The sequence below is a fragment of the Rhizobium sp. CC1099 genome, assembly GCF_029714385.1.
GTDB lineage: Bacteria > Pseudomonadota > Alphaproteobacteria > Rhizobiales > Rhizobiaceae > Rhizobium.
In genome coordinates this window covers 345,286-366,510 of sequence record NZ_CP121642.1, presented here as the reverse complement: position 1 = coordinate 366,510, position 21,225 = coordinate 345,286, and the positions used below count along the sequence as shown (strand labels likewise).

The following is a 21,225-nucleotide window of genomic DNA, read 5'->3' as shown; positions in this document are numbered from 1 at the left end:
CAGCAGGCTCCTCAACCCGCCGCGATCGCTTCGCAGTAAGCGCCCGCGGAAGCGCCGCCGTCTTGCGGAAACCCGCAGCTTGTTGCGCAAAACCCGCAAACGACTTGCCGCCTTGCCCCTATACAGGCCGGTCGATCTCCCGCATCCTGCCCTTACTGAGAGGAGGATGCTCAGTGCAAGAACAATTTTCACTCGAACCCATTTTGGGCAGGCAGGAGTGAAGCGATCCGCTGATCGGCGCGATCATGAGGGAGAGAGACATGACAATCCGTAAGATGCTTCTGGCATCGGCCGCTATAGCTTGCGCCGCGATGCCCGTTTCCGCCTTTGCCGAGACGTCGGCAAAGAAGATCGCCCTGTCCAACAACTATGCCGGCAACTCGTGGCGCCAAGCCATGCTGACGAGTTGGGGAAAGGTGACGGGCGAGGCCGTGAAGACTGGCGTCGTTGCCGCAGCCGACGCTTTCACCACCGCCGAGAACCAGGCGACGGAACAGGCCGCGCAGATCCAGAACATGATCCTGCAGGGCTATGACGCGATCGTGCTGAACGCCGCCTCGCCGACGGCGCTAAACGGCGCGGTCAAGGAAGCCTGCGACGCCGGCATCACCGTCGTTTCCTTCGACGGCATCGTCACCGAACCCTGTGCCTGGCGCATCGCCGTCGACTTCAAGGAAATGGGCCGCAGCCAGGTGGAGTACTTGTCGAAGAAGCTCCCAGACGGCGGAAACTTGCTCGAGATCCGCGGCCTTGCCGGTGTCTTCGTCGACGACGAGATCTCGGCGGGCATCCACGAGGGCGCCAAGCAGTTTCCGCAGTTCAAGGTAGTCGGCTCCGTTCACGGAGACTGGGCGCAGGACGTGGCGCAGAAGGCTGTTGCCGGCATCCTGCCAAGCCTGCCCGACATCGTCGGCGTGGTGACCCAGGGCGGCGACGGTTATGGCGCGGCCCAGGCGATTGCCGCGACCGACCGGAAGATGCCGATCATTGTCATGGGCAACCGCGAAGACGAACTGAAGTGGTGGAAAGAGCAGAAGGACGCGAAGGGCTACGAGACCATGTCCGTATCCATTGCGCCGGGCGTCTCCACGCTCGCCTTCTGGGTCGCCCAGCAGATCCTCGACGGCAAGGAGGTCAAGAAGGACCTCGTCGTGCCCTTCCTGCGCATCGACCAGGACAATCTCGAAACGAACCTCGCCAATACCCAGGCCGGCGGCGTTGCCAACGTCGAATACACGCAGGAAGATGCAGTCAAGGTCATCGAGTCGGCAAAGTAAATCTCCCGGCGACTGCCGCGCGGCCGCAAATGGCCGCGTGGCATTCTTTGCGAGCAGGCGGGCAGCATGAATGACGTATTGAAGGCCGTGATCGCGGTCGATGGCGCCAAGGTGAGCTTCGGCGCGGTCAGGGCACTCGACGGCGTGACGCTCCATGTCATGCCGGGCGAATGCGTCGGGCTCGTCGGACATAATGGAGCTGGCAAGTCCACGATCGTCAGCGTGATCAACGGCGGCCTCACACCGCACGAAGGAAGCGTCACGAGCGACGGCGAGCGGCTGGAGCGCTATGGCATCAACGTCGCACGTGCCCGCGGCGTGCGCTGCGTCTTCCAGGAACTTTCGCTGTGCCCCAACCTCTCCATCGTCGAGAACGCGCGCATCATGCATCGCGATCTCGGTGGCTTTGGCTGGCGGAGGCGCGCCGCAAAAATCATTGAGAAGAGCCTCGACACCGTCTTTCCCGGCCATGGCATCGATAGCACTCGGACCGTGGGAGATCTCTCGATCGCCGAGCGGCAGATGGTCGAGATCGCCATGGCGTTTTCCGACGCCGGCATTCCGCCGCGGCTAGTGATCCTCGACGAACCGACCTCGTCGCTCGATGCAAGCCTTGCTCGCCAGATGCTCGACCATGTCCGCCGCTTCGTTGTCGCGGGCGGGTCCGTCATCTTCATCTCGCATATCCTGCACGAGATCCTCGAAACCTCCGATCGCATCGTCGTCATGAAGGACGGCCGCGTTGTCGCCGAACGTCCGGCGCACGGCTTCGACCATCATGGCGTCGTGGAAGCCATGGGCACCGTTGCGAAAGAGGAGACCGGGCAGCGCTCGGCGCGCGAACAGTCCACCGCTCCGCTCATTCTGTCTCATCAGGCAGCGGGTCTTTCCTTCATGGCGCGCAAGGGCGAGATCATTGGACTGGCGGGTCTGGCGGGCCACGGGCAGACCGAGCTCCTGCTCGCCCTGCATGCCTCCCAGTCCGGCAACTGGCTGCCTGAGCGTGATCCGCTCGTCACCTTCGTCGCCGGCGACCGCCGCCTCAACGGCGTCTTCGAGCTGTGGAGCATCCTGCGCAACTTCTCCATCGCATCGCTCGGCGACCTGTCCCGGCGCGGCCTCATCCTCACAAGCGAAGAGGGGACGAAAGGCGCCGACTGGAAGCGGCGGATCGAGATCCGCACGCCCGATATGGACAACCGCATCCTGTCGCTTTCCGGCGGCAACCAGCAGAAGGTACTCTTCGCGCGCGCGCTTGCGACGCGCGCTCCGATTGTCCTGATGGACGATCCGATGCGCGGCGTCGACATCGGGACCAAGCAGGAGGTCTACGCGATCATCCGCGAGGAAGCGGCGCACGGCCGCACCTTCATCTGGTACTCGACGGAGATGGACGAGGTCCGCCTCTGCGACCGCGTCTACGTCTTCCGCGAGGGCCGCATCGCGGCCGAACTCGCCGGCGACGCCGTCAACGAGACGAACATTATCGCCGCCTCCTTCGAGGGGGTCGCCGCATGACGTTCCGGCTCTCGTCCGACGCCATGCGTCTTGCCATTCCCGCCCTGTCGCTGACGATGCTGCTCGCCGCCGTCTTCTGGCTGCAGCCCCGCGCCATGAGCTATGTCGGGCTCAACCTGCTGTTCAACCTGGCTGTGCCCATCGCGCTCGCGACGATCGCCCAGATGCTCGTGATGGCCGTGAACGATCTCGATCTATCGATGGGCACCTTCGTCAGCTTCATCGCCTGCGTAACCGCGACCTTTCTGCGGGATGCCCCCGTGACCGGCGTTCTGATCCTTGCCGGCGCGATCGCAACCTATGCGGCGCTCGGCGTCGTCATCCATCTGCGCAACCTGCCGTCCATTGTAGTGACCCTTGGCATGAGCTTCGTCTGGGGCGGCCTTGCCGTACTGCTGCTGCCATCACCGGGTGGGCAGGCGCCGGACTGGGTGCGCTGGCTGATGACCGTCAAGCCCCCGTTGGCGCCGATGGCTATCGTCGCCAGCATTGTCGTCGCCGCCCTCGCCCATCTCGTCGTCATGCGGTCCTCGCTCGGCGTGCTTATCCGCGGCATCGGCGGCAACCAGCGCTCTGTCGAGCGCGCCGGCTGGTCGATTGTCGGGGCGCGCGCCGCCGCCTATGGCCTTGCCGGCTTTTTCGCGGTTCTTGCTGGCATTGCCCTCGTCGGCCTGACCACCTCAGCCGATGCTAATATCGCGCTGCGCTACACGCTGCTGTCGATCGCCGGCGTGATCCTCGGTGGCGGCGAGTTCATCGGCGGCCGCGTCTCCCCTATCGGAGCCGTAATCGGCGCGCTGACCCTGACGCTCGCCGGCTCGTTCCTGTCCTTCCTACGCCTCTCGCCGGACTGGCAGATCGGGGCTCAGGGCGCGATCCTGATCATTGTGCTCGCGCTCCGCCTGATGCTGAACCGCCTCGAGAAGCGGGAGAAACGCCGATGACCCCCCTCCTGCGCCTTTTCGGCAAACCCTGGATCTGGTCGTGGTTTGCCGCCTTTATCGTGTGGTTCCTGACGATCATGGTGACGCTCGGCGCCAGCACGCTCGGCCTATCGCAGGCCGCGCTCACCTTCGCGGCCTTCTCGGTCATCGTCGGGATCGGCCAGATGTTCGTCATCACGCTCGGTCCCGGCAACATCGATCTCTCGGTTCCCGCCACCATGACGCTTGCCGGCACGGTGGCGCTGAAGCTTATGAATGTCGAAAACGGCATGATCCTGCCCGGCCTTCTTGTTGTCATCGTCATCGGCCTCGTCGTCGGCCTCTGCAATTACGCGCTCATCAAGGCGCTGCGCATTCCGCCGATCATCGCGACGCTTTCCATGAGCTTCATCGTGCAGTCCGCCGCGATCTGGACGAATCGGGGATTGCGCATCAAGCCTCCGAGCGTGCTTGCGGAGTTCACCACGTCGAACACGCTCGGCGCGCCGAACGTGGCGATCGTCGCGCTCCTCATCTCGATCCTCGCCTGGTTCCTGCTCGAGAAGACGATCTACGGGCGCTGGATCTCAGCAATCGGCCAGAGCATGCCGGCCGCGCGCATGGCGGGCATACCGGTCGACGGCACGCGCTTCGTAACCTACCTTTTCTGCGCCGTGCTCGCATCGGTCGCAGGTTATCTGCTCGCCTGCTTCTCCGGCGGCGCAGCGCTCAACATGGGCTCGGAATATCTCCTGATGTCGATCGCCGTCGTCGTCATCGGCGGCACGGCGGTCGCCGGCGGCGATTCCAACGTGCCGGGCATCTGGGGCGCATCGCTTTTCATGTTCCTAGTCGTTTCCATGCTCAACACCTACGGGCTCGGCGCGGGCATCCGCCTCATCATGACCGGCCTCATCATCATCAGCGTCATCATGCTCGCCGGCGGTCGCCGGCCTGGCATGCGATAAACGGAAAGACCGCCATGGCCGAGGCCGACATCTACGAAATCCACGACCCGCGCTTCCGGCAGATGATCGTGATGAGCGCCGGTCTCGACGAACTCTATTCCGGCTGCCGCTGGGCGGAGGGTCCCGTCTGGTTCAACGACGCGAACCAACTCCTGTGGAGCGACATTCCCAACCAGCGCATGATGCGATGGACACCCGAGAGCGGCGTCTCCGTCTATCGGCAACCGTCCAACTTCACCAACGGCCATACGCGCGACAGGCAGGGACGGCTCATCTCCTGTGAGCATGGTACGCGCCGCGTCACACGCACCGAGGTCGACGGCTCGATCACCGTGCTCGCCGACCGTTTCGAGGGCGCACGGCTCAATTCGCCGAACGACGTGGTGGTGAAGTTCGACGGCACGATCTGGTTCACCGATCCCACCTACGGCATCATGTCGGACTACGAAGGCTATCGCGCGGAGCCGGAGCAACCGACCCGCAACGTCTACCGGCTCGATCCGACGACCGGCGAGCTTGCGGCGGTCGTCACGGATTTCATCCAGCCGAACGGCCTTGCCTTCTCGCCCAACGAGACAATCCTCTACGTGGCGGATTCGGCAGCAAGCCATGACGAAAGCCTACCGCGTCACATCCGCGCTTTCGACGTGGTCGATGGCAGTCGGCTCGCGAACGGCCGTGTCTTCTGCCTCATCGACAACGGCATTCCAGACGGCATCCGCACAGACGTGAACGGAAACCTCTGGTCGAGCGCCGGTGATGGCGTGCATTGCTTCGACCCGACGGGCAAACTGATCGGCAAGATCCGCGTACCGCAAACCGTCGCGAACCTCACCTTCGGCGGGCCCAAACGCAACCGGCTGTTCATCGCGGCCACCCGCTCGCTCTATGCACTTTACGTCGCTGTGACCGGCTCTCAGCTGCCATAGGATCATGATATTGCCTTGACAGGATTTGAACTAAAGACCCGTCATTCCGATGACGACGGCCGACCGGATCGTTGTAATGCGAGATGGTTACGTCGAACAGATTGGATCGCCGCTCGAGCTCTATGACCGACCAGCCAACCTGTTCGTTGCCGGTTTCGTCGGTTCGCCTGGTATGAACTTCATCAAGGAACGATCAGCGCTTCGGGACCACTCGAATTCGTTGCCGATGGAGGCGCAGGCTGCCGGTTCTGGGAATGTGTCGATGGCGAGAGGAAAAGAAGTCATCTATGGCATCCGTCCAGACCGCCTGGCCAATCAGGGAGAAACAAGCGCCAAGGTTCGGTGATCGAACCTCCAGGCGCCGAGACTCAATGGGCACGTTCGAGAGCGGCTTGACCTGCGAGCAGGCGATGTCATCGCCGTAAAACCGATCTCACGAAAGTGCATCTTTTCGATGCGAAGACAACGAAGCGGCTATCAGCGAGCTAAAGACGGCACGGGCTTAAGGCCGGCGGGTAGCACACGTCAAATGAGATACAGTCATCGACTGGCGTAAACTTCGGCGGCAACTGCTACCTTACCCATCGACTTCAACCAGACATCACATTGGGCAGAGAGACAGACGCCCGCAACCCCGGCCACTTCTGCGCCGGCCGATTCTGGGAAAGTACGATATCTCCACCGTGGTGGCGGACGATGGCTCGGGCGATCGAAAGCCCCAGCCCGACGCCGCCAGTCTCGCGGCTGCGCGACTGCTCGAGGCGGAAGAAGGGCGCGAACACCTGTTCGGTTGCGTTTTCGGGAATGCCGGGGCCGTCGTCCTCGACGACGATGTCGATCGTCGTAGGCGTATGAAAGAGATGGACCCTGGCCTCGCCGCCGTAGCGGACCGCGTTTTCGACCAAGTTGCGGATGGCCCGGCGCAGGCCTTCGGGGCGGCAGCGATAGTTGATCTTCGCGCCTTCGGAAAATTCCACGTTCTGCCCTAGTTCCGCAAGGTCGTCACAAAGGCTTCCAACAAGCGCGTTGAGCTCGATCGTCCTGGTTTCCTCGACGGTCGCCTCCCCTCGTGCAAAGGCAAGCGTCGCCTCCGTCATCGTCTGGATTTCGTCAATCGTCGCCAGCATGCGTTGCTGTACGTCGGGATCCGAAACGAATTCGGCGCGCAGACGCAAGGATGTCAGCGGCGTGCGCAGGTCATGGCTGATCGCCGCAAGCATGCGCATCCGATCCTCAACGAAACGATGCAGCCGCGACTGCATCCGATTGAACGCCTCCGCTGTCTGGCGGATGTCGTCGGGCCCGGATTCGGGCAGCTTCTCCACGGTCTCGCCCCGCCCAAGAGCCTCGGCGGCCGAGGCAAGCCCTCGCAGCGGCCGGGTAATGCGATTGGCAGTGAAGACACCGATGATCGAAAGAACAATCGCCGTTATCCCGAGCGAGAACAGCGATTGCGTGTTCCAGAGCGTGCTCGGCATCACCTTGTGATAGGCGGAATTCAACTCAATCCTGCGGCATAAACAACGGCACTCTAGTCGTGCCTCGTTAGCGCTGGAAACGATTTGCCGCGAGGATAAAGCTGGCGAAGTCCAAAGTTGGGAGGACTGGACGCTCTAGCGCACTGAACATCGATGAGATGACGCCGAAAGCGCTATTGCGGATCATTTCAGCAGTATCTGCCGAGGTTCCTCTCATCCACATAATTAAGTCCGAACGGGACCGTGAAAGTGTTTGATGGTCCGATAGAGCACGAACGCGGGCCTGCAGTGCTCTAAAGCGGATGCAGTTACGCGACCATATCAAGAGCCGCGACATCATTTCTCAGCGGTCGGGAAAGTTGAAACTTCTCATGCAGCGCCAGCACCTGATTGCGATAGGCGCGAGCGAGCGAGGACAATGCCGCCAAAATCGCCTCGTCTAGGCATGGGCAATAGGACATCGCGAGACTGCTAAGTACCTCCCCACTCGCTCGATTGTCGAACTTCGCCATCACTGTCGTCTCAGGAGTTCGATCATGCAGCCAATCGTCGGCCTGCATCACGTGGTGACGCAGTTCGTCCAAGAGCGTCTGCGCGTAAAACAGCTCGCCACGCTTCGCCCGCCGATATGTCTCATGAGCCGCCGCCAAGCCCTTGCTAATTGAAAGGTCCACGTCGCTCTCTCCGACCAAGAACGGCAGCTCTTCCGATCGCTTCACGAGATCGGTAACGATGCCTCTGGGGTCGTGCAAAATCCTGATCGGCAGCCGATACCAGGGCGAAGGTGTCAGCTTGGCGGCATCATAATAAAAGATGTCGATCTTCCCGAATGGCTGAAAATGCGACACGCAATGCTGCGTGTTGGGAAGCCATTCGTTGAAGAGAAAACCCGGCCACTGCGTTGGAATTTCCCTGCGCCTCTCCACATAGTGCAAATGGTGCTCGGGTTGCACGACTATGCGCAAGTCGATATCGGAATAGGCGTCGGCGCTTCCAGCAGCGACCGACCCTCCCAGGAAAATACCCACGACGTCCTGCTCTCTCTTGAACCAGCCAACCGCCGTTGCAAGAAGGTCGCTTCTCGCGCTTTCGAGATCGTCTCGTTTGATCGGTGTCCTCATGTAGAGAGACTAACTGACTTCGAAACAACCGCAAAGGATCGAGCGCCATCGTGCCGCTTCTCTGCGGCGAATGGGGCTGAATCTAGTGGCGCCGGCGCAATCGGGTGTCCGTGGCGACAAGAAGCCCCGCGACTCTTGCCAATTTATCGGCGCTTGCCGAACAATCGAGTCTGTCCATCTAAGTTCACGGCTCGAATCGAACAAGAACAATGGAAGAGGTATGGAAAATGCGGATAGAACACGCTTTCCTTTTCGATCTCGACGGCACTCTAGTCGACAGCGTTTACCAACACGTCCTGGCCTGGAAAGAAGCACTCGAGGCCGAGAGCATCGAACTATCCATCTGGCGGATCCATAGAAAGATCGGGATGAGCGGGGGACTATTCACCAATCAGTTGCTTCGAGAAACCGGGATCGAGATTACTGACGAGAAGAACGAACGGTTGCGTCAGCTTCATGCGGCCGCGTATCGCCGACTGGGAGCGCAAATAAAACCGCTGCCTGGGGCGAGCGAACTGCTTCAATGGCTTTCGAGTGAGAATATCCCCTACGCGATTGCAACAAGCGGCCGTATGGAGACGGCCGCAGTCAATCTAGCGGCACTTGGCGTCGATCCGGGATCGTTTCCCGTGATCACACGCGATCAGGTGAAATATGCCAAGCCGGATCCGGATCTATTTGTCGCTGCGGCCGAGGCCTTAGGGGTTGCGATCGAAAAATCCATTGTTGTCGGGGACAGTATCTGGGACATGCTGGCGGCTACCCGTTGCAGGGCGCTCGGCGTCGGGTTGTTGAGTGGAGGCTACGGTCGCGAGGAACTCCGGGATGCTGGAGCGATCCGGGTATACGAGGATCCTGCCGATCTGCTCTATCATGTCGACGAAGTGGGAGGGCGGCGATAGGTAGATCTTCCGCCGCCGCGGTGTAATAGGCGCTAAAGCCGATCAGCAGGCAGAGTGGCTCGAAGACAGGACGGCGAGCGTGATGAGGGCGAGACCGCCGACGCAGAGCCCGCCCACGATGGCTGAAACCATCCGGGAATACGGCTTGCGGATCAATACCTGGCTGAAGCACGCGACGATTACCCATGGCCGTCTCTTCGCCGCGCCACGAGAGGCAAGGGGGACGCCGCCTAATCAAGTGCGTTGCCATCGAAGCAGGTGTTCGTGGTGATTTTGCCGAGGTCGAACGTGCTCTCAAATTCTCGGCCACGCGCTACGCGCCGGCCCGCGCCGCCTATCGCATCGACTGCTGCCCGCTCCATCTCGATCGTTCCATGGCGAAGCACAGAAGTTAAACAGCATGTCAGCGCCGCCTATCGCACTCCATTGGTATGGCGCCAGCCATATCCGCAGATCCTGACTTTCTTCACGGTTGAGAAAATTTCACTACGGCGATAGGATTTCCGGGGAGAGGAAAACGCGAAAGGACGGTGCATGAAGGCCAAGCCCGATGACAAATTGAGCCAAGCGGAGCAGCCGCACGGGAACCGGATCGCTCTTTCCCAGGATCCGCATGCTGTCCGCGAACCGAAGGAAAACAACCTCGAAATGGCGATCGGCCACGAGGTTCGCGCCTATCGCAAGAGGCTCGGCATCACGGTCACCGATCTTGCCGCCGCAACCGGTATTTCGCTCGGCATGCTCTCGAAGATCGAAAACGGCAATATTTCGGCATCGCTCACGACGCTGCAATCGCTTTCCCGCGCCCTCGGCGTGCCCCTCACCGCCTTCTTCCGGCGTTACGAGGAGCCGCATAATGCCGTCTTCGTCAAAGCCGGCCAAGGCATCGAGCTCGAGCGGCGCGGCACGCGGGCGGGACATCAATATAATCTGCTCGGACATATCGACAACAATTCCAGCGGCGTCATCGTCGAACCCTATCTCATCACGCTGACGGCCGATTCCGACGTCTTCCCGACCTTTCAGCATGAGGGCATGGAATTTCTCTACATGCTGGAAGGCGAAGTCGTCTATCGCCACGGCGACCAGCTTTTTCCGATGCAGCCGGGCGACAGCCTGTTCTTTGACGCCGATGCGCCGCACGGGCCGGAAGTGCTGGTCAAACTGCCGAGCCGCTACCTCTCAATCATCTGTTATCCCCAGCGGGGCAAGACGGGATAGATTGCTCCAAAAGAACAAACTATTCTTGCAAGTTGACCACAAAGACCCGCTGGTCCTTTTCCGAACGCGAACGAAATCCGGTCTTCCGGGCAAGCCCTAGCAGCTACGAGTCAAGCCGGTCGCCGCGGTTGTCGACGCCAGCATCAACTCTATTGGCGCACCGGACAAGGGCGAGGCCCGGGCTCGGCGGTGAGCTCACCGTCGAGGAATTCCCTCAACCGTCGCAAGCACCATCATCCCGGTTCCTGGCGGCGTCGGATTGCCAACATCGTCATCGCCGCCCAACGCGCCGGGGGCAGACGCCGCTGAAGATTTGAAGGAATCCGTGCTCAGGCAGGCTTGCCACGACGCAAAAGACGAATATAGTCAGGAAACAAATATTCCGTAGAAGAAATAAGAGGGAACGAGAATGGCTTTATCTTGGCGTTTCTCCGCCTTGGCGGATCGGCATCGCGCTCTCGGATCGAAGCTTGAGGACTGGAGCGGAATGGGAACCGCCTGGACTTATGAGAAGGACATTTCGGAAGAGCACGTCGCCGTCCGCACCAAGGCGGGCATCATGGATGTCTCCGGCTTGAAGAAGGCGCATCTGGTCGGCCCCCATGCCATCGCTGTGCTTGACTACGTCACCACCCGCGACATGACGAAGATCTATCCTGGTCGCTCGGTCTATGCCACGATGCTAAATGATCGCGGCCATTTCACCGACGATTGCATCGTCTACCGCACAGGCCCGAATTCCTGGATGCTGGTGCATGGGTCCGGGTCCGGTCACGAGGAGGTCGTCAAGCAGGCGGCTGGCCGCAATTGTGCGGTGCTCTTCGACGACGATCTACATGATCTCTCGCTCCAGGGACCTTTGGCGGTCGACTACCTCGCCAAATATGTGCCCGGCATCCGCGACCTCAAATATTTCCATCACCTGCAAGCGACGCTCTTCGGCGCTCCGGTAATGATCTCGCGCACCGGCTATACCGGTGAGCGCGGCTACGAGATCTTCGTGCGCGGCCAGGATGCTGTCATGGTCTGGGACCGGGTCGTCGAAGAGGGCAAGGATATGGGCATTATTCCCTGCTGCTTCAGCGTGCTCGACATGCTTCGGGTCGAAAGCTATCTGCTCTTCTATCCCTATGACAATTCGCAGATGTATCCCTTTGCCGATCAGCCCCCCGGCGACAGCCTCTGGGAACTTGGCCTCGATTTCACCGTCAGTCCCGGCAAGACCGGCTTCCGCGGTGCCGAGGAGCACGCGCGCCTCAAAGGCAAGGAACGTTTCAAGATCTTCGGCATGCTGATCGATGCCGATCGCCCGGCCGATCTCGGCGATGAGGTCTGGGCCGACGGCAAAAAGGTCGGCGTCATCACCTGCCCGAGCTATTCGTCGCTGACGAAGAAATCTATGGCGATCGCTCGCCTCGATGTCGACAAGGCTGTTCATGACACGAAGCTCGAAGTGCGCGGCAAGAGCGTGAAGGCCATGGCCAGCGCGCATACGCTTCCCTTTGACGATCCGGAAAAGAAGAAGCGGACCGCCTTAGGTTAGGGAGCGCGCCATGCTCGTTGCAGGCATCAAGAGCCGTCCGGTCTACAAAGGTCTGACCATCGAGCCGCATGCCAAGCGGCATATCTTCGCGCTCGAAGGTGAGGGTGCGACCGCGCTCATCGACCAGAAACGGGCCTTCGACGAAACGATCCTGTCACGGAGCGAAATCCTCTATGTCGCGTGCGGGTCGAAGGGCAAAGGCCATGACACGACGCTACTCGGCCTTGGCACAGATGTCTTCTGGACGGCGCCGACGATTGCGACGCTCCTCTTCCGGCTGAAGGGATTGCTGGCAACCGCCCACATGGGCATTCGCCTCTATATCGCTGGAACGGAAGGTTTCATCGGGCAGGCAATGACGGTGGGGCTCGAACATGGCATGGATTACGCCTCGATCATCACCGAACATCGCGGCTCGCTGGCGCGGCGTGTCCAGTGCGTGCATTGCAAAGGGATCACTGACGACGTGACTGCGAGCCCCTTCACCTGCAGCCATTGCGGACTGACGCTTCTCGTGCGTGATCATTATTCGCGACGGCTCGGTGCCTTTCAGGGCGTCAACATCGATGCGGAAGAGCCGGGCAGCGCGCCAGATCCAGAGGAGTTGTTCCTTTGAGTGGTGGTACTGAAGTTCCCGTCCGCGTGACGAAGGTGACGCCGGTTGCCGAGCGCATCAAGCGCTTCCGCTTCGAGCGGCTGGACGGTAAGCCGATGCCATATTTCTCAGGCGGTGCGCATATCATTGTCGCGATGAATGATGACGGCCATGTGCGTCGCAACGCCTATTCGCTGATGTCGCCGCCGCATGATTGCGCGGCCTATGAGATCAGTGTGCTGCATGTCGAGGATTCGCGCGGCGGCTCCACCTTCATGCATGAGAGGGTCAAGGAAGGCGACGAGCTGAACGTCAGCTATCCGGTCAACCTTTTCCAGCCGGATTGGCGGGCCCGCAAGCATCTGCTGATCGCCGGCGGTATCGGCATCACCCCCTTCATCGCCATGATGGAGCAGTTCACCCGCGAAGGCGCCAATTTCGAGCTGCATTATGCCGTGCGCACGCGCGATCGCGGTGCCTATTGGAAGGAACTGGCAGAGCGCTACGGCTCGCAACGGATCAAGATCTATTGCGACGCCGAAGGCATAACGATACCGCTCGGCCGTCTGCTCGACAGCCAGCCGCTCGGCACGCATCTTTACGTCTGCGGCCCATCGGGGATGATCGACGGCGTTTTAAGGGCCGGGATCGAGGCCGGCTGGCCGGAGCAGAACCTGCATTCGGAGCGCTTCCTTTCCTCGTTGCCGGGCAAGCCCTTCACCGTCGAGCTCGTGCGCTCCGGCAAGACCGTGAGGGTTGGCCATCACGAAAGCATGTTGGAGGCCATCGAAGCGGCGGGCGTCGATGCGTCTTTCCTCTGTCGAGGTGGTGCCTGTGGTCAGTGCGAGACGGGGGTCGTCACCTGCGATGGCAAGCTGCTGCATCACGACGTCTATCTGAACGATGAGGAAAAAGCGGCCGGCCGCAAGGTGATGATCTGCGTCTCCCGCTTCGAGGGGAAAACGCTGCATCTCGACCTCTAGCGGCCCTGAAAGCGGAACAAGGAGAACGGACATGGCAATCGCCTTCAAGCAGGAAAGTTTCCGCGACGATTTCAGCTACCGGAACAGCCCGGAGAACATCAGCCGTTTCCCGTTCCCCTTCGATCGCGACGAGTACATGTATTCCGTCAACATGGAGCCGCACGTGCGCGGCAGACCGGGGACCGTCTTCGAAAACCTGATCGACGTCGATGAGCACTATGTCGCCGAGATGCATGACCGGACGCTGGTGCTGAAGGAGGATCCGCTCCGCTATCAGGCCCTCCCCCATATGATGAGTGCGCAGTGGGATACGCTCGAGCTTCTGATGGAAGAGCAGGCAGCTGGCTATCCCGAGCACTTCTCCCTCACGAGGAATGGCGACGAGTGGCGCTGGATCAACCGGCCGCTCGGCATCGACGACACTTTCACCTTCGGCGATGCCTCGACGCTGCCATACGAGCCCTTCGAATATATCACGCGGCAGGCGCAGGGTGATTTCTGCATCGTAGACCAGCGCGACGGCAATCTTTGGATGGACGCAGGGATGGTGACGACCCAGGCCGACTGGTCGCTCGATTTCGACATCGGCATGAATTTCATGGAGTGGCACGGACCCGTGCCACTCGCCCACCAGATCGGCGTCTTCGACCGCGCATTAAAATTCCTCCTGAATCTGCAGCAGGGCAAACCGACGCGCCGCTTCAACTGGACGATGACGATCAATCCACGGCTTGATACCAGCCCAGAAAACTACCACAAATGGGGGCCGGATCGCACGACCGTAACACCAGAGAATGTTGGCGAGAAGGTACATCTGCGCGTCGAGCTGCAGAGCCTGTGGCGCCTGCCGCGTTCGAACGCCATCCTCTTTGTCATCCGCTGCTACCTCATGAGCATGGGCGAGCTGGTCACCGTGCCGAAATGGGCGCGACGCATGCCACGCGTGCTGAGAACCCTGCCACCGGAACTCATCGATTACAAGGGGCTCACCCGCTACCGCGAGGACACGATCAACTGGCTTGCGAAATATGATGACGGGGCGCCCACCAGCCCCGGCATCTTCCCGGATTAACGCGCAACGATGCGCCGAAGCAATGCAATATACCAAGAGGGGAATGCTTCATGACAAAAGTTGCCGTTATCGGCGCCGGTCCCTCCGGACTGGCACAGTTGCGCGCCTTCCAATCGGCTGCCCAGAACGGGGCTGAAATCCCGGAGATCGTCTGCTATGAAAAGCAGGCAGATTGGGGCGGGCTTTGGAATTACACCTGGCGCACGGGGCTTGACGAATATGGCGAGCCGGTCCACGGAAGCATGTATCGTTACCTCTGGTCGAACGGACCGAAGGAGTGCCTGGAATTCGCCGATTATTCCTTTGAGGAGCATTTCGGCAAACCAATCGCCTCCTATCCTCCACGCGCGGTGCTTTGGGATTACATCAAGGGCCGTGTCGAAAAGGCGAATGTCCGCCATTGGGTGCGCTTCAGCACGCCCGTGCGCATGGTGCGCTTCGACGAGGAGACGAAGAAATTCACGGTGACGGCCCACAACCGCATCGAGGACCGCATGTATGACGAGGAATTCGATTATGTCGTGGTTGCGACCGGTCATTTCTCGACGCCGAACGTTCCCTATTTTGAGGGTGTCAGGACCTTTAACGGCCGTGTTTTACATGCGCACGACTTTCGTGACGCGCTGGAATTCAAGGGCAAGGACATCCTTATCGTCGGCCGTAGCTATTCGGCCGAGGATATTGGTTCGCAATGCTGGAAATACGGCGCCAGGTCGGTAACGACGAGCTACCGGTCGAAGCCTATGGGCTTCAATTGGCCGGAGAATTTCGAGGAGCGGCCGCTCTTGACCCGGCTCGAAAACAAGACTGCGCATTTTCTCGACGGCTCCATGAAGGAAGTCGATGCGCTGATCCTCTGCACCGGCTACCAGCACCACTTTCCCTTTCTGCCGGACGAATTACGACTGAAGACTGCTAACCGGCTCTGGGCAGACGGCCTCTACAAGGGCGTTGTTTTCGACAAGAACCCACAGCTCTTCTACATCGGCATGCAGGACCAATTTTACACCTTCAACATGTTCGACGTACAAGCCTGGTGGGCGCGCGACGTCATGATGGGCCGCATCAAGCTGCCGCCGGAAGCAGAACTGAAGGCGAATTTCGACATGTGGCGTGCCCGCGAGGAGATGCTCGAAGATGCCGAGCAGATGATCTGGTATCAGGGAGACTACGTGAAGGAGTTGCTCGCCGAGACCGACTACCCGAGCTTCGACATCGAAGGCACGAATAGAACCTTCATGGAATGGGAACACCATAAGGCGGAAAGTATCATGGGCTTTCGTGATCACGCCTATCGATCACTGATGACCGGAAATATGTCGCCGAGGCACCATACGCCCTGGGTTGAAGCTCTCGACGATTCGATGGAAGAGTATCTGCGCAACTGACGCATTCCAAGTCCTCCCTTAACCGCGAAAAGGTCGTTCATCACGACCCCTTTCGTGGGTTTTTGAAATGAGACGAAGCAATTTCACCTGCACTCACTTCGAACCGGGCCATGATGGATTTTCAAACGAGCATTCTTAGCCGCATGAGCGGATTTCTCTACCGCTGCCGTGCCGACGAAAACTACACTATGCTGGAGATGACGAACGGCATCGAGCGCATCTTCGGCCATCCCGCTGACGAGATCATCGGCAACCGGACGCGGACCTTCACCTCCATCATGTGTGAGGAGGATGTGCCGATCATGGACCAGGTCGTCGGCCTGGCGCTCGAACGGCGTACCGACTGGACGATGGAGTACCGGATCCGCCATCGGGACGGGAATTTCATCTGGGTGACGGAAACCGGCGGCGGTGTTTGGGACGAAAAAGGCGAATTGCTCTACCTCGAAGGCAGCATCATAAACATTGAGTCCCTTTACCAGCGGATCGACGAGCAAACGGCAGATATGCGCGTCACGGCGTCGAAAACCAATGAGATCCTGCAATCACTGCGCTACTTGAAACTGCTTGCCGTCAATGCCGGCATCGAGGCGGCACGTGCCGGTATGGCAGGGTCGGGCTTTGCCGTGCTTGCAGCCGAAATGCGCGCGCTTGCCAACGCCTCTGAGGAGGCCGCCCGCGCTATCTCGAACGCCCAGCTCAAGTCGAGCTGAAGCTTAAGAGCGCGGCCGCGTCTTCTGAGGATCATAATGCGAGAGCGGTACTATGACCGCCGGCAAGCGTTTCTGGTGGCCGTCCAGCTTGCCGAGTTCCACCGCCGTTCCAACAGACGCATGCGTGACGTCGATACGGGCGAGAGCGATGGTCTTGCCGAGGATTGGTGAGCGGGTAGCGCTGGTGATCACACCCACCTGAGCGCGGCCGATGTGAACGCAATCTCCATGGCCAACCGCCTCATTGGCCTGCACGTCGAGCCCAACCAGCAGATGACGCGGATGCTCCTTGCGCCGAATCAGCGCTTCGCGGCCGATGAAATCATCCGCCTTGGATTTCAGCGGCACGGTGAAACTAATGCCGGCCTCGAATGGATCGGTTTGGTCGGTGAACTCATGATGGGCGAATATCAGCCCCGCCTCGATGCGCACCATGTCCAACGCTTCGAGACCCATAGGCTTCAAGCCATGCGGCTCACCTGCCTTCCAAACCGCGTCAAACACTTTAAGCGCGTCCTTCGGATGACAGAAGATCTCGTAACCGAGCTCGCCCGTATAGCCGGTGCGCGAGACGACGACAGGCGCGCCTTCGAAGTCCCCGATGCGCCCAACCGTGAACCGGAACCACTCGAGTTCGCCGATCGCCGGCTGGCGCGGCGCCGTCCAGAGGATTTCCTTCAGGATGTTGCGGCTCTTCGGTCCCTGCACAGCGATATTGTGCATCTGGTCGGTTGAGGAGCGGACCCAGGCCTTAAAGCCTTTCTTTTCCGCTTGCTCGCGCAGCCAGATGCCGCTTGCATCATCACCACCGATCCAGCGGAAGTTTTTGTCGCCAAGACGGAAAAGCGTACCGTCATCGATCATGCCACCGTTTTCGTAGCACATGGCCGAATAGACGACCTGTCCGGTCGACAGCTTACGCACGTCGCGCGTCAGGCAATATTGCAGCAGTTCCTCGGCATCGGGACCGGTCACTTCGAATTTTCGCAGCGGCGAGAGGTCGATGACGACTGCCCTCTCCCGGCAGGCCCAATATTCTTCGACGGGGCCTTCGGAGGAAAAGCGGTTCGGCAGCCAGTAGCCGCGATATTCCGCGTAATCCCTCGTGAGTGCAGAAAGGCGTGGGTGGAAGGCCGTTTCGCGCGTCAGTTCAGCGTCGGAGTCAGGTGTCATGCGATAGGCTACCGCTCGTGAGAATTTCTCTTTTCCGGAAAAGGTTCGGACATGGATGTCCGTCGGATCCCAGCCGTTCGCGGCATCGATATCGTCTGGACATGAGGAGGAGACGCAGACGAGATCGGTCAGCGCCCGCATCATCACATAATCGCCCGGGCGCGACCAAGGCTCGTCGAGGTACAGCTGGTTATTGTGATCGATGTTTGTATTGTAGAAATAGTTGAGCGCTTCCCAGCCCTTGCGAGGCGCAATCCCGTAAGGCGCCAACGCGGCGTTGAAGTTGTCTGTGCAATTGACGTGGCCGGGATAGCCCATATCGTCATAATAGCGAGAGTTGCAGGCGGTTGCGAAGGCGTCGTGACGACCGACCGTGTCCTGGACGATCTCCACGAGAGGTTCGAAATCGCGATCGAACGCCTTTGACGGCAGGCCGGGCATCGGGTAGCTGCGGCCGAGCAGGGTGCGGGTGACCGTCGAATCCAGGGCCAGATCGAGGCCTTTATCCACCTTGCGGGCGGCGAAAGCCTGAAAATCCGTGCATTGCCGCCCATAGACGTCGATGATCTGAATGAATTCGCCAGCGCGGACGAAATAGGCTGAGGCTGTTGCCGCCTTGACGCGGATATCCTCGATCGGATCGGCCATCGGCTCGGGCAAGGCCGAGGAATAATCGTGAATGAGCTGGCTCCGCCTGATCCTAATCTCGATCGGCGTCGCCGTATCCTGCGCCTCCGGTAACATCACGCCTGCGGGAGCAGCGATAATCAAGAGACCTTTCAGGGCGATGGTGAATTCCGCGGAGCTTCCCGGCGTCGCTGCCGCTCCGAAGAGATGTAGCGCGCCGGCCGCCGCAAGATCAGCGCCGCGACGGGCAAGCGCAGCGCGGGTACGGATAGCGCTGTCTTCCCCCGTCGAAAGGATGGCCTTCAGTCCCTCGGCGGCATTGGTGAACGTCGCTCCGAGACCTACCGACAAGAAGCGCCCAGCCTCATCGACGAAGGAAAGCTCACAAGGCTGACCGCCTTCCATGTCGGTGACGGTCACGTTGTCACCGACCTCGACGCGCACGACCAACGAGCCGCCGCCCTTGACGCGGTAGCGCTCCGTGCCCTGCGGCAGCGCTTGAATGCCCGGATAGCGGACGATGCTCGGGGACGCCGGCCGCACCCCGGTCATCGCCGGATGGAGATCTCGCATTTGACCCTCATGGGGTTGGAAGCACGCTTTCGCCCGCCAAACAACGTTACAAAATGCCGTCGGAAAGTAAACCCATATTGACTAAAAAGAAAATATCTTCACTATGCATCAAGGGTCAAAGCTCAGAATCCGTGCGGGAACGCGGATCGCCAAAAACCAGGCTGGCCCCGGAAATACCGGGAGAGGCACGTTCAGGGAGACGCACGAAGAGACGTCCGGAACAATCGAATGGGGAACTTCAGCAATGACAGACGTAGTGGACGCCGGGATTTCGGCCGGCACCGAAGGTAAGCTTATACGTGCCCTCGACTGGAAGGGTGCATTCTGGGTGGCTGCGGGAGTGCCGCCGCTCGTCCTTTTCTCCATCGGCGGCATTGCAGGCACGACAGGCAAGCTCGCCTTTGTCGTATGGATCATTTCCATGATCATGGGCTTCCTGCAATCCTTCACCTATGCAGAGATTGCCGGCATGTTCGGCAATAAATCCGGCGGCGCCTCCGTTTATGGCGCGACCGCCTGGCTGCGATATTCGAAGTTCATTGCGCCGCTTTCGGTCTGGTGCAACTGGTTTGCCTGGTCGCCGGTGCTTTCGCTCGGTTGCGCCATCGCCGCCGGTTATATTCTCAATGCATTTTTTCCGATTCCGGCAGCTGACTCGCAAGCAGCCCTCGACTGGATTGCCGCGCATGCCGCTTCAATCACGGCCGATAGCCCGCGCGTCGCAGAATACATAACAGCCCATGCCGGCACGGCGCCGGACGATGCCATCAAAGCCTTGCTGAGCACGGATGCGGTAGCGGCGCTGACGCCGGCGGTCCGCAATTGGTCACTCGCAAGCTTCGGCATTCCGTTCCTCGCTACCGCCAACATCAACGCCACTTTCTTCATCGGCGGCATCCTGATGCTGATCATCTTCGCCATCCAGCATCGCGGCATCTCGGAAACCGCAAGCGTGCAGAAGTGGCTGGCGATCATTGTGCTCGTGCCGCTGCTTTTGATCGGCATCTACCCTATCCTCAGCGGTCAGATCGTTGCTGCGAACGTCACAGGCCTCCTTCCACCGACGGCAGCATATTCAGACGCGGACGGTACATGGAGCAACGGCGGCTGGACACTCTTCCTTGGCGGCCTCTATATCGCCGCTTGGTCTACTTACGGCTTCGAAACGGCCGTCTGCTATACCCGGGAACTGAAGAACCCGAAGACCGATACTTTCAAGGCGATCTTCTATTCCGGACTGGCATGCTGCTTGTTCTTCTTCCTCGTGCCCTTCGCCTTCCAGGGTGTGCTCGGCCATGCCGGCATGCTGGCACCTGGAATCATCGACGGTACCGGTGTAGCGGAAGCCCTCGGTGGGTTGATCGGCGCGGGCCGCATTATCACCCAGCTTCTCGTCGTCCTGATGATCATGGCACTCTTCCTGGCGATCATGACGGCGATGGCGGGATCCTCACGCACGCTCTATCAGGGCGCCAAAGACGGCTGGCTGCCGAAATACCTCGACCATGTGAATGAGAACGGCGCGCCGACCCGTGCCATGTGGACGGACTTCGCCTTCAACCTCTTCCTTCTGGCGATCGCATCGGATGTCGGCGGCTACTTCTTCGTGCTCGCCGTCTCGAATGTCGGCTACATTATCTTCAACTTCCTCAACCTTAACTCCGGTTGGATCCATCGCATGGATTCCGGCCACATCGAACGTCCCTGGAAGGCGCCGAGCTGGCTGATCGGCCTTAACACGGTTCTCGCCTTCGTCAATGCCCTCTTCCTAGGCGCCGGCGCAAAGGTCTGGGGTTATGCCAACGCACTTTGGGTCGGCTTCGCCTTCGCCGCCGTCATCCTCCCGGTCTTTGCCTATCGCCATTATGTGCGGGACGGCGGCAAATTCCCTGCAGGAGCGATGGACGATCTGGGCCTGACGGGTCAGGACCTTGGCACGAAAAAGGCGGGCATCCTTCCCTATGTCGCACTTGCCGGCGGTCTGGCGATAGTCCTGATCGCGAACTGGATCTTCCAACTGCCGGCCTGACGCCCAAGACGATTCATTTATCGCCGCTCTCCGTGAGGGCGGCGATCCTTGAGGAAGGGTGCGAGCGCTAACTGTGACATAGATCGGCGCGATCAATTTGACGTCGTGCCCAAGCTTTGCGAAATCGCGACCCCATTGATGGCTGCCGGCGCAAGCCTCCATCGCGACCGTGCAGGGTTCGATGGATGGCAA

At 60.2% G+C, this 21,225-nt stretch carries 17 protein-coding genes and 2 pseudogenes; 16 read left to right on the top strand and 3 right to left on the bottom strand.

All coding sequences use genetic code 11. The annotated features are described in order from the left end of the window. The first annotated feature begins 260 nt into the window (after positions 1-260). From QA644_RS22915 to QA644_RS22890, 6 genes are all read left to right on the top strand, one after another. The gene (locus tag QA644_RS22915; protein ID WP_092584620.1) at positions 261-1,277 is read left to right on the top strand and encodes an ABC transporter substrate-binding protein; all 1,017 of its coding nucleotides are present in this window, start codon (positions 261-263) and stop codon (positions 1,275-1,277) included. Between the two features lie 66 nt (positions 1,278-1,343). Continuing rightward, positions 1,344-2,795 (top strand): sugar ABC transporter ATP-binding protein, encoded by a 1,452-nt coding sequence (locus QA644_RS22910; RefSeq protein WP_239601331.1) that lies wholly within the window; start codon positions 1,344-1,346, stop codon positions 2,793-2,795. Continuing rightward, on the top strand, positions 2,792-3,739 hold the full coding sequence (locus QA644_RS22905) for an ABC transporter permease (protein ID WP_283073468.1): 948 nt from the start codon (positions 2,792-2,794) through the stop codon (positions 3,737-3,739). The genes QA644_RS22910 and QA644_RS22905 overlap by 4 nt, the downstream gene beginning before the upstream one ends. After that, positions 3,736-4,686, top strand: coding sequence for an ABC transporter permease (locus QA644_RS22900; RefSeq protein WP_074071352.1), 951 nt, complete (start codon positions 3,736-3,738; stop codon positions 4,684-4,686). Before QA644_RS22905 ends, QA644_RS22900 begins: the two co-directional genes overlap by 4 nt. A gap of 14 nt (positions 4,687-4,700) precedes the next feature. Continuing rightward, the gene (locus QA644_RS22895) at positions 4,701-5,615 is read left to right on the top strand and encodes an SMP-30/gluconolactonase/LRE family protein (RefSeq protein ID WP_283073467.1); all 915 of its coding nucleotides are present in this window, start codon (positions 4,701-4,703) and stop codon (positions 5,613-5,615) included. Positions 5,616-5,691: 76 nt separating this feature from the next. Further along, a complete protein-coding gene (locus tag QA644_RS22890; protein ID WP_283073466.1) occupies positions 5,692-5,961 on the top strand; it encodes a hypothetical protein in 270 nt (89 codons plus the stop codon). A 244-nt stretch (positions 5,962-6,205) separates the two neighbouring features. Here QA644_RS22890 and QA644_RS22885 read toward each other — a convergent pair. Further along, a pseudogene (locus QA644_RS22885) lies at positions 6,206-7,117 on the bottom strand (ATP-binding protein); the annotation flags it as partial. Here QA644_RS22885 and QA644_RS35200 point away from each other — a divergent pair. After that, positions 7,110-7,232, top strand: a pseudogene (locus QA644_RS35200) (LysR family transcriptional regulator); the annotation flags it as partial. The pseudogenes QA644_RS22885 and QA644_RS35200 overlap by 8 nt on opposite strands. A gap of 169 nt (positions 7,233-7,401) precedes the next feature. Here the strand turns inward: QA644_RS35200 and QA644_RS22880 are convergent. Continuing rightward, on the bottom strand, positions 7,402-8,214 hold the full coding sequence (locus QA644_RS22880; protein WP_283073465.1) for a nucleotidyltransferase domain-containing protein: 813 nt from the start codon (positions 8,212-8,214) through the stop codon (positions 7,402-7,404). 227 nt (positions 8,215-8,441) lie between these two features. Between QA644_RS22880 and QA644_RS22875 the strand changes: the two genes are divergently transcribed. The 8 genes from QA644_RS22875 to QA644_RS22840 all read left to right on the top strand — a co-directional run bounded on the left by QA644_RS22875 (position 8,442) and on the right by QA644_RS22840 (position 16,631). Further along, positions 8,442-9,116, top strand: a complete 675-nt coding sequence (locus QA644_RS22875; RefSeq protein WP_283072997.1) for an HAD family hydrolase — start codon at positions 8,442-8,444, stop codon at positions 9,114-9,116. A 534-nt stretch (positions 9,117-9,650) separates the two neighbouring features. Continuing rightward, positions 9,651-10,337, top strand: coding sequence for a helix-turn-helix domain-containing protein (locus tag QA644_RS22870; RefSeq protein WP_194731605.1), 687 nt, complete (start codon positions 9,651-9,653; stop codon positions 10,335-10,337). A gap of 409 nt (positions 10,338-10,746) precedes the next feature. Beyond that, entirely contained in the window at positions 10,747-11,880 is a 1,134-nt protein-coding gene (locus tag QA644_RS22865) for an aminomethyltransferase family protein (RefSeq protein ID WP_283073464.1), read from the top strand. A gap of 10 nt (positions 11,881-11,890) precedes the next feature. Beyond that, positions 11,891-12,496 (top strand): dimethylamine monooxygenase subunit DmmA family protein, encoded by a 606-nt coding sequence (locus QA644_RS22860; RefSeq protein ID WP_283073463.1) that lies wholly within the window; start codon positions 11,891-11,893, stop codon positions 12,494-12,496. Beyond that, positions 12,493-13,458 (top strand): PDR/VanB family oxidoreductase, encoded by a 966-nt coding sequence (locus tag QA644_RS22855; protein ID WP_283073462.1) that lies wholly within the window; start codon positions 12,493-12,495, stop codon positions 13,456-13,458. The genes QA644_RS22860 and QA644_RS22855 overlap by 4 nt, the downstream gene beginning before the upstream one ends. A 31-nt stretch (positions 13,459-13,489) precedes the next feature. Further along, on the top strand, positions 13,490-14,530 hold the full coding sequence (locus QA644_RS22850; protein ID WP_283073461.1) for a DUF3445 domain-containing protein: 1,041 nt from the start codon (positions 13,490-13,492) through the stop codon (positions 14,528-14,530). Between the two features lie 50 nt (positions 14,531-14,580). Next, positions 14,581-15,918, top strand: a complete 1,338-nt coding sequence (locus QA644_RS22845; protein ID WP_283073460.1) for an NAD(P)/FAD-dependent oxidoreductase — start codon at positions 14,581-14,583, stop codon at positions 15,916-15,918. A 113-nt stretch (positions 15,919-16,031) separates the two neighbouring features. Further along, on the top strand, positions 16,032-16,631 hold the full coding sequence (locus QA644_RS22840; protein WP_283073996.1) for a PAS domain-containing protein: 600 nt from the start codon (positions 16,032-16,034) through the stop codon (positions 16,629-16,631). Between the two features lie 3 nt (positions 16,632-16,634). Here the strand turns inward: QA644_RS22840 and QA644_RS22835 are convergent, their stop codons facing one another. Then, positions 16,635-19,004: a DUF1989 domain-containing protein gene (locus tag QA644_RS22835; protein WP_283073459.1), complete on the bottom strand. Its 2,370-nt coding sequence runs from the start codon at positions 19,002-19,004 to the stop codon at positions 16,635-16,637. A 244-nt stretch (positions 19,005-19,248) separates the two neighbouring features. On the opposite strand from QA644_RS22835, the gene QA644_RS22830 reads away from it, so the two are divergent. Further along, positions 19,249-21,033, top strand: a complete 1,785-nt coding sequence (locus QA644_RS22830) for an APC family permease (protein ID WP_283073458.1) — start codon at positions 19,249-19,251, stop codon at positions 21,031-21,033. The last annotated feature ends 192 nt before the right edge of the window (positions 21,034-21,225 follow it).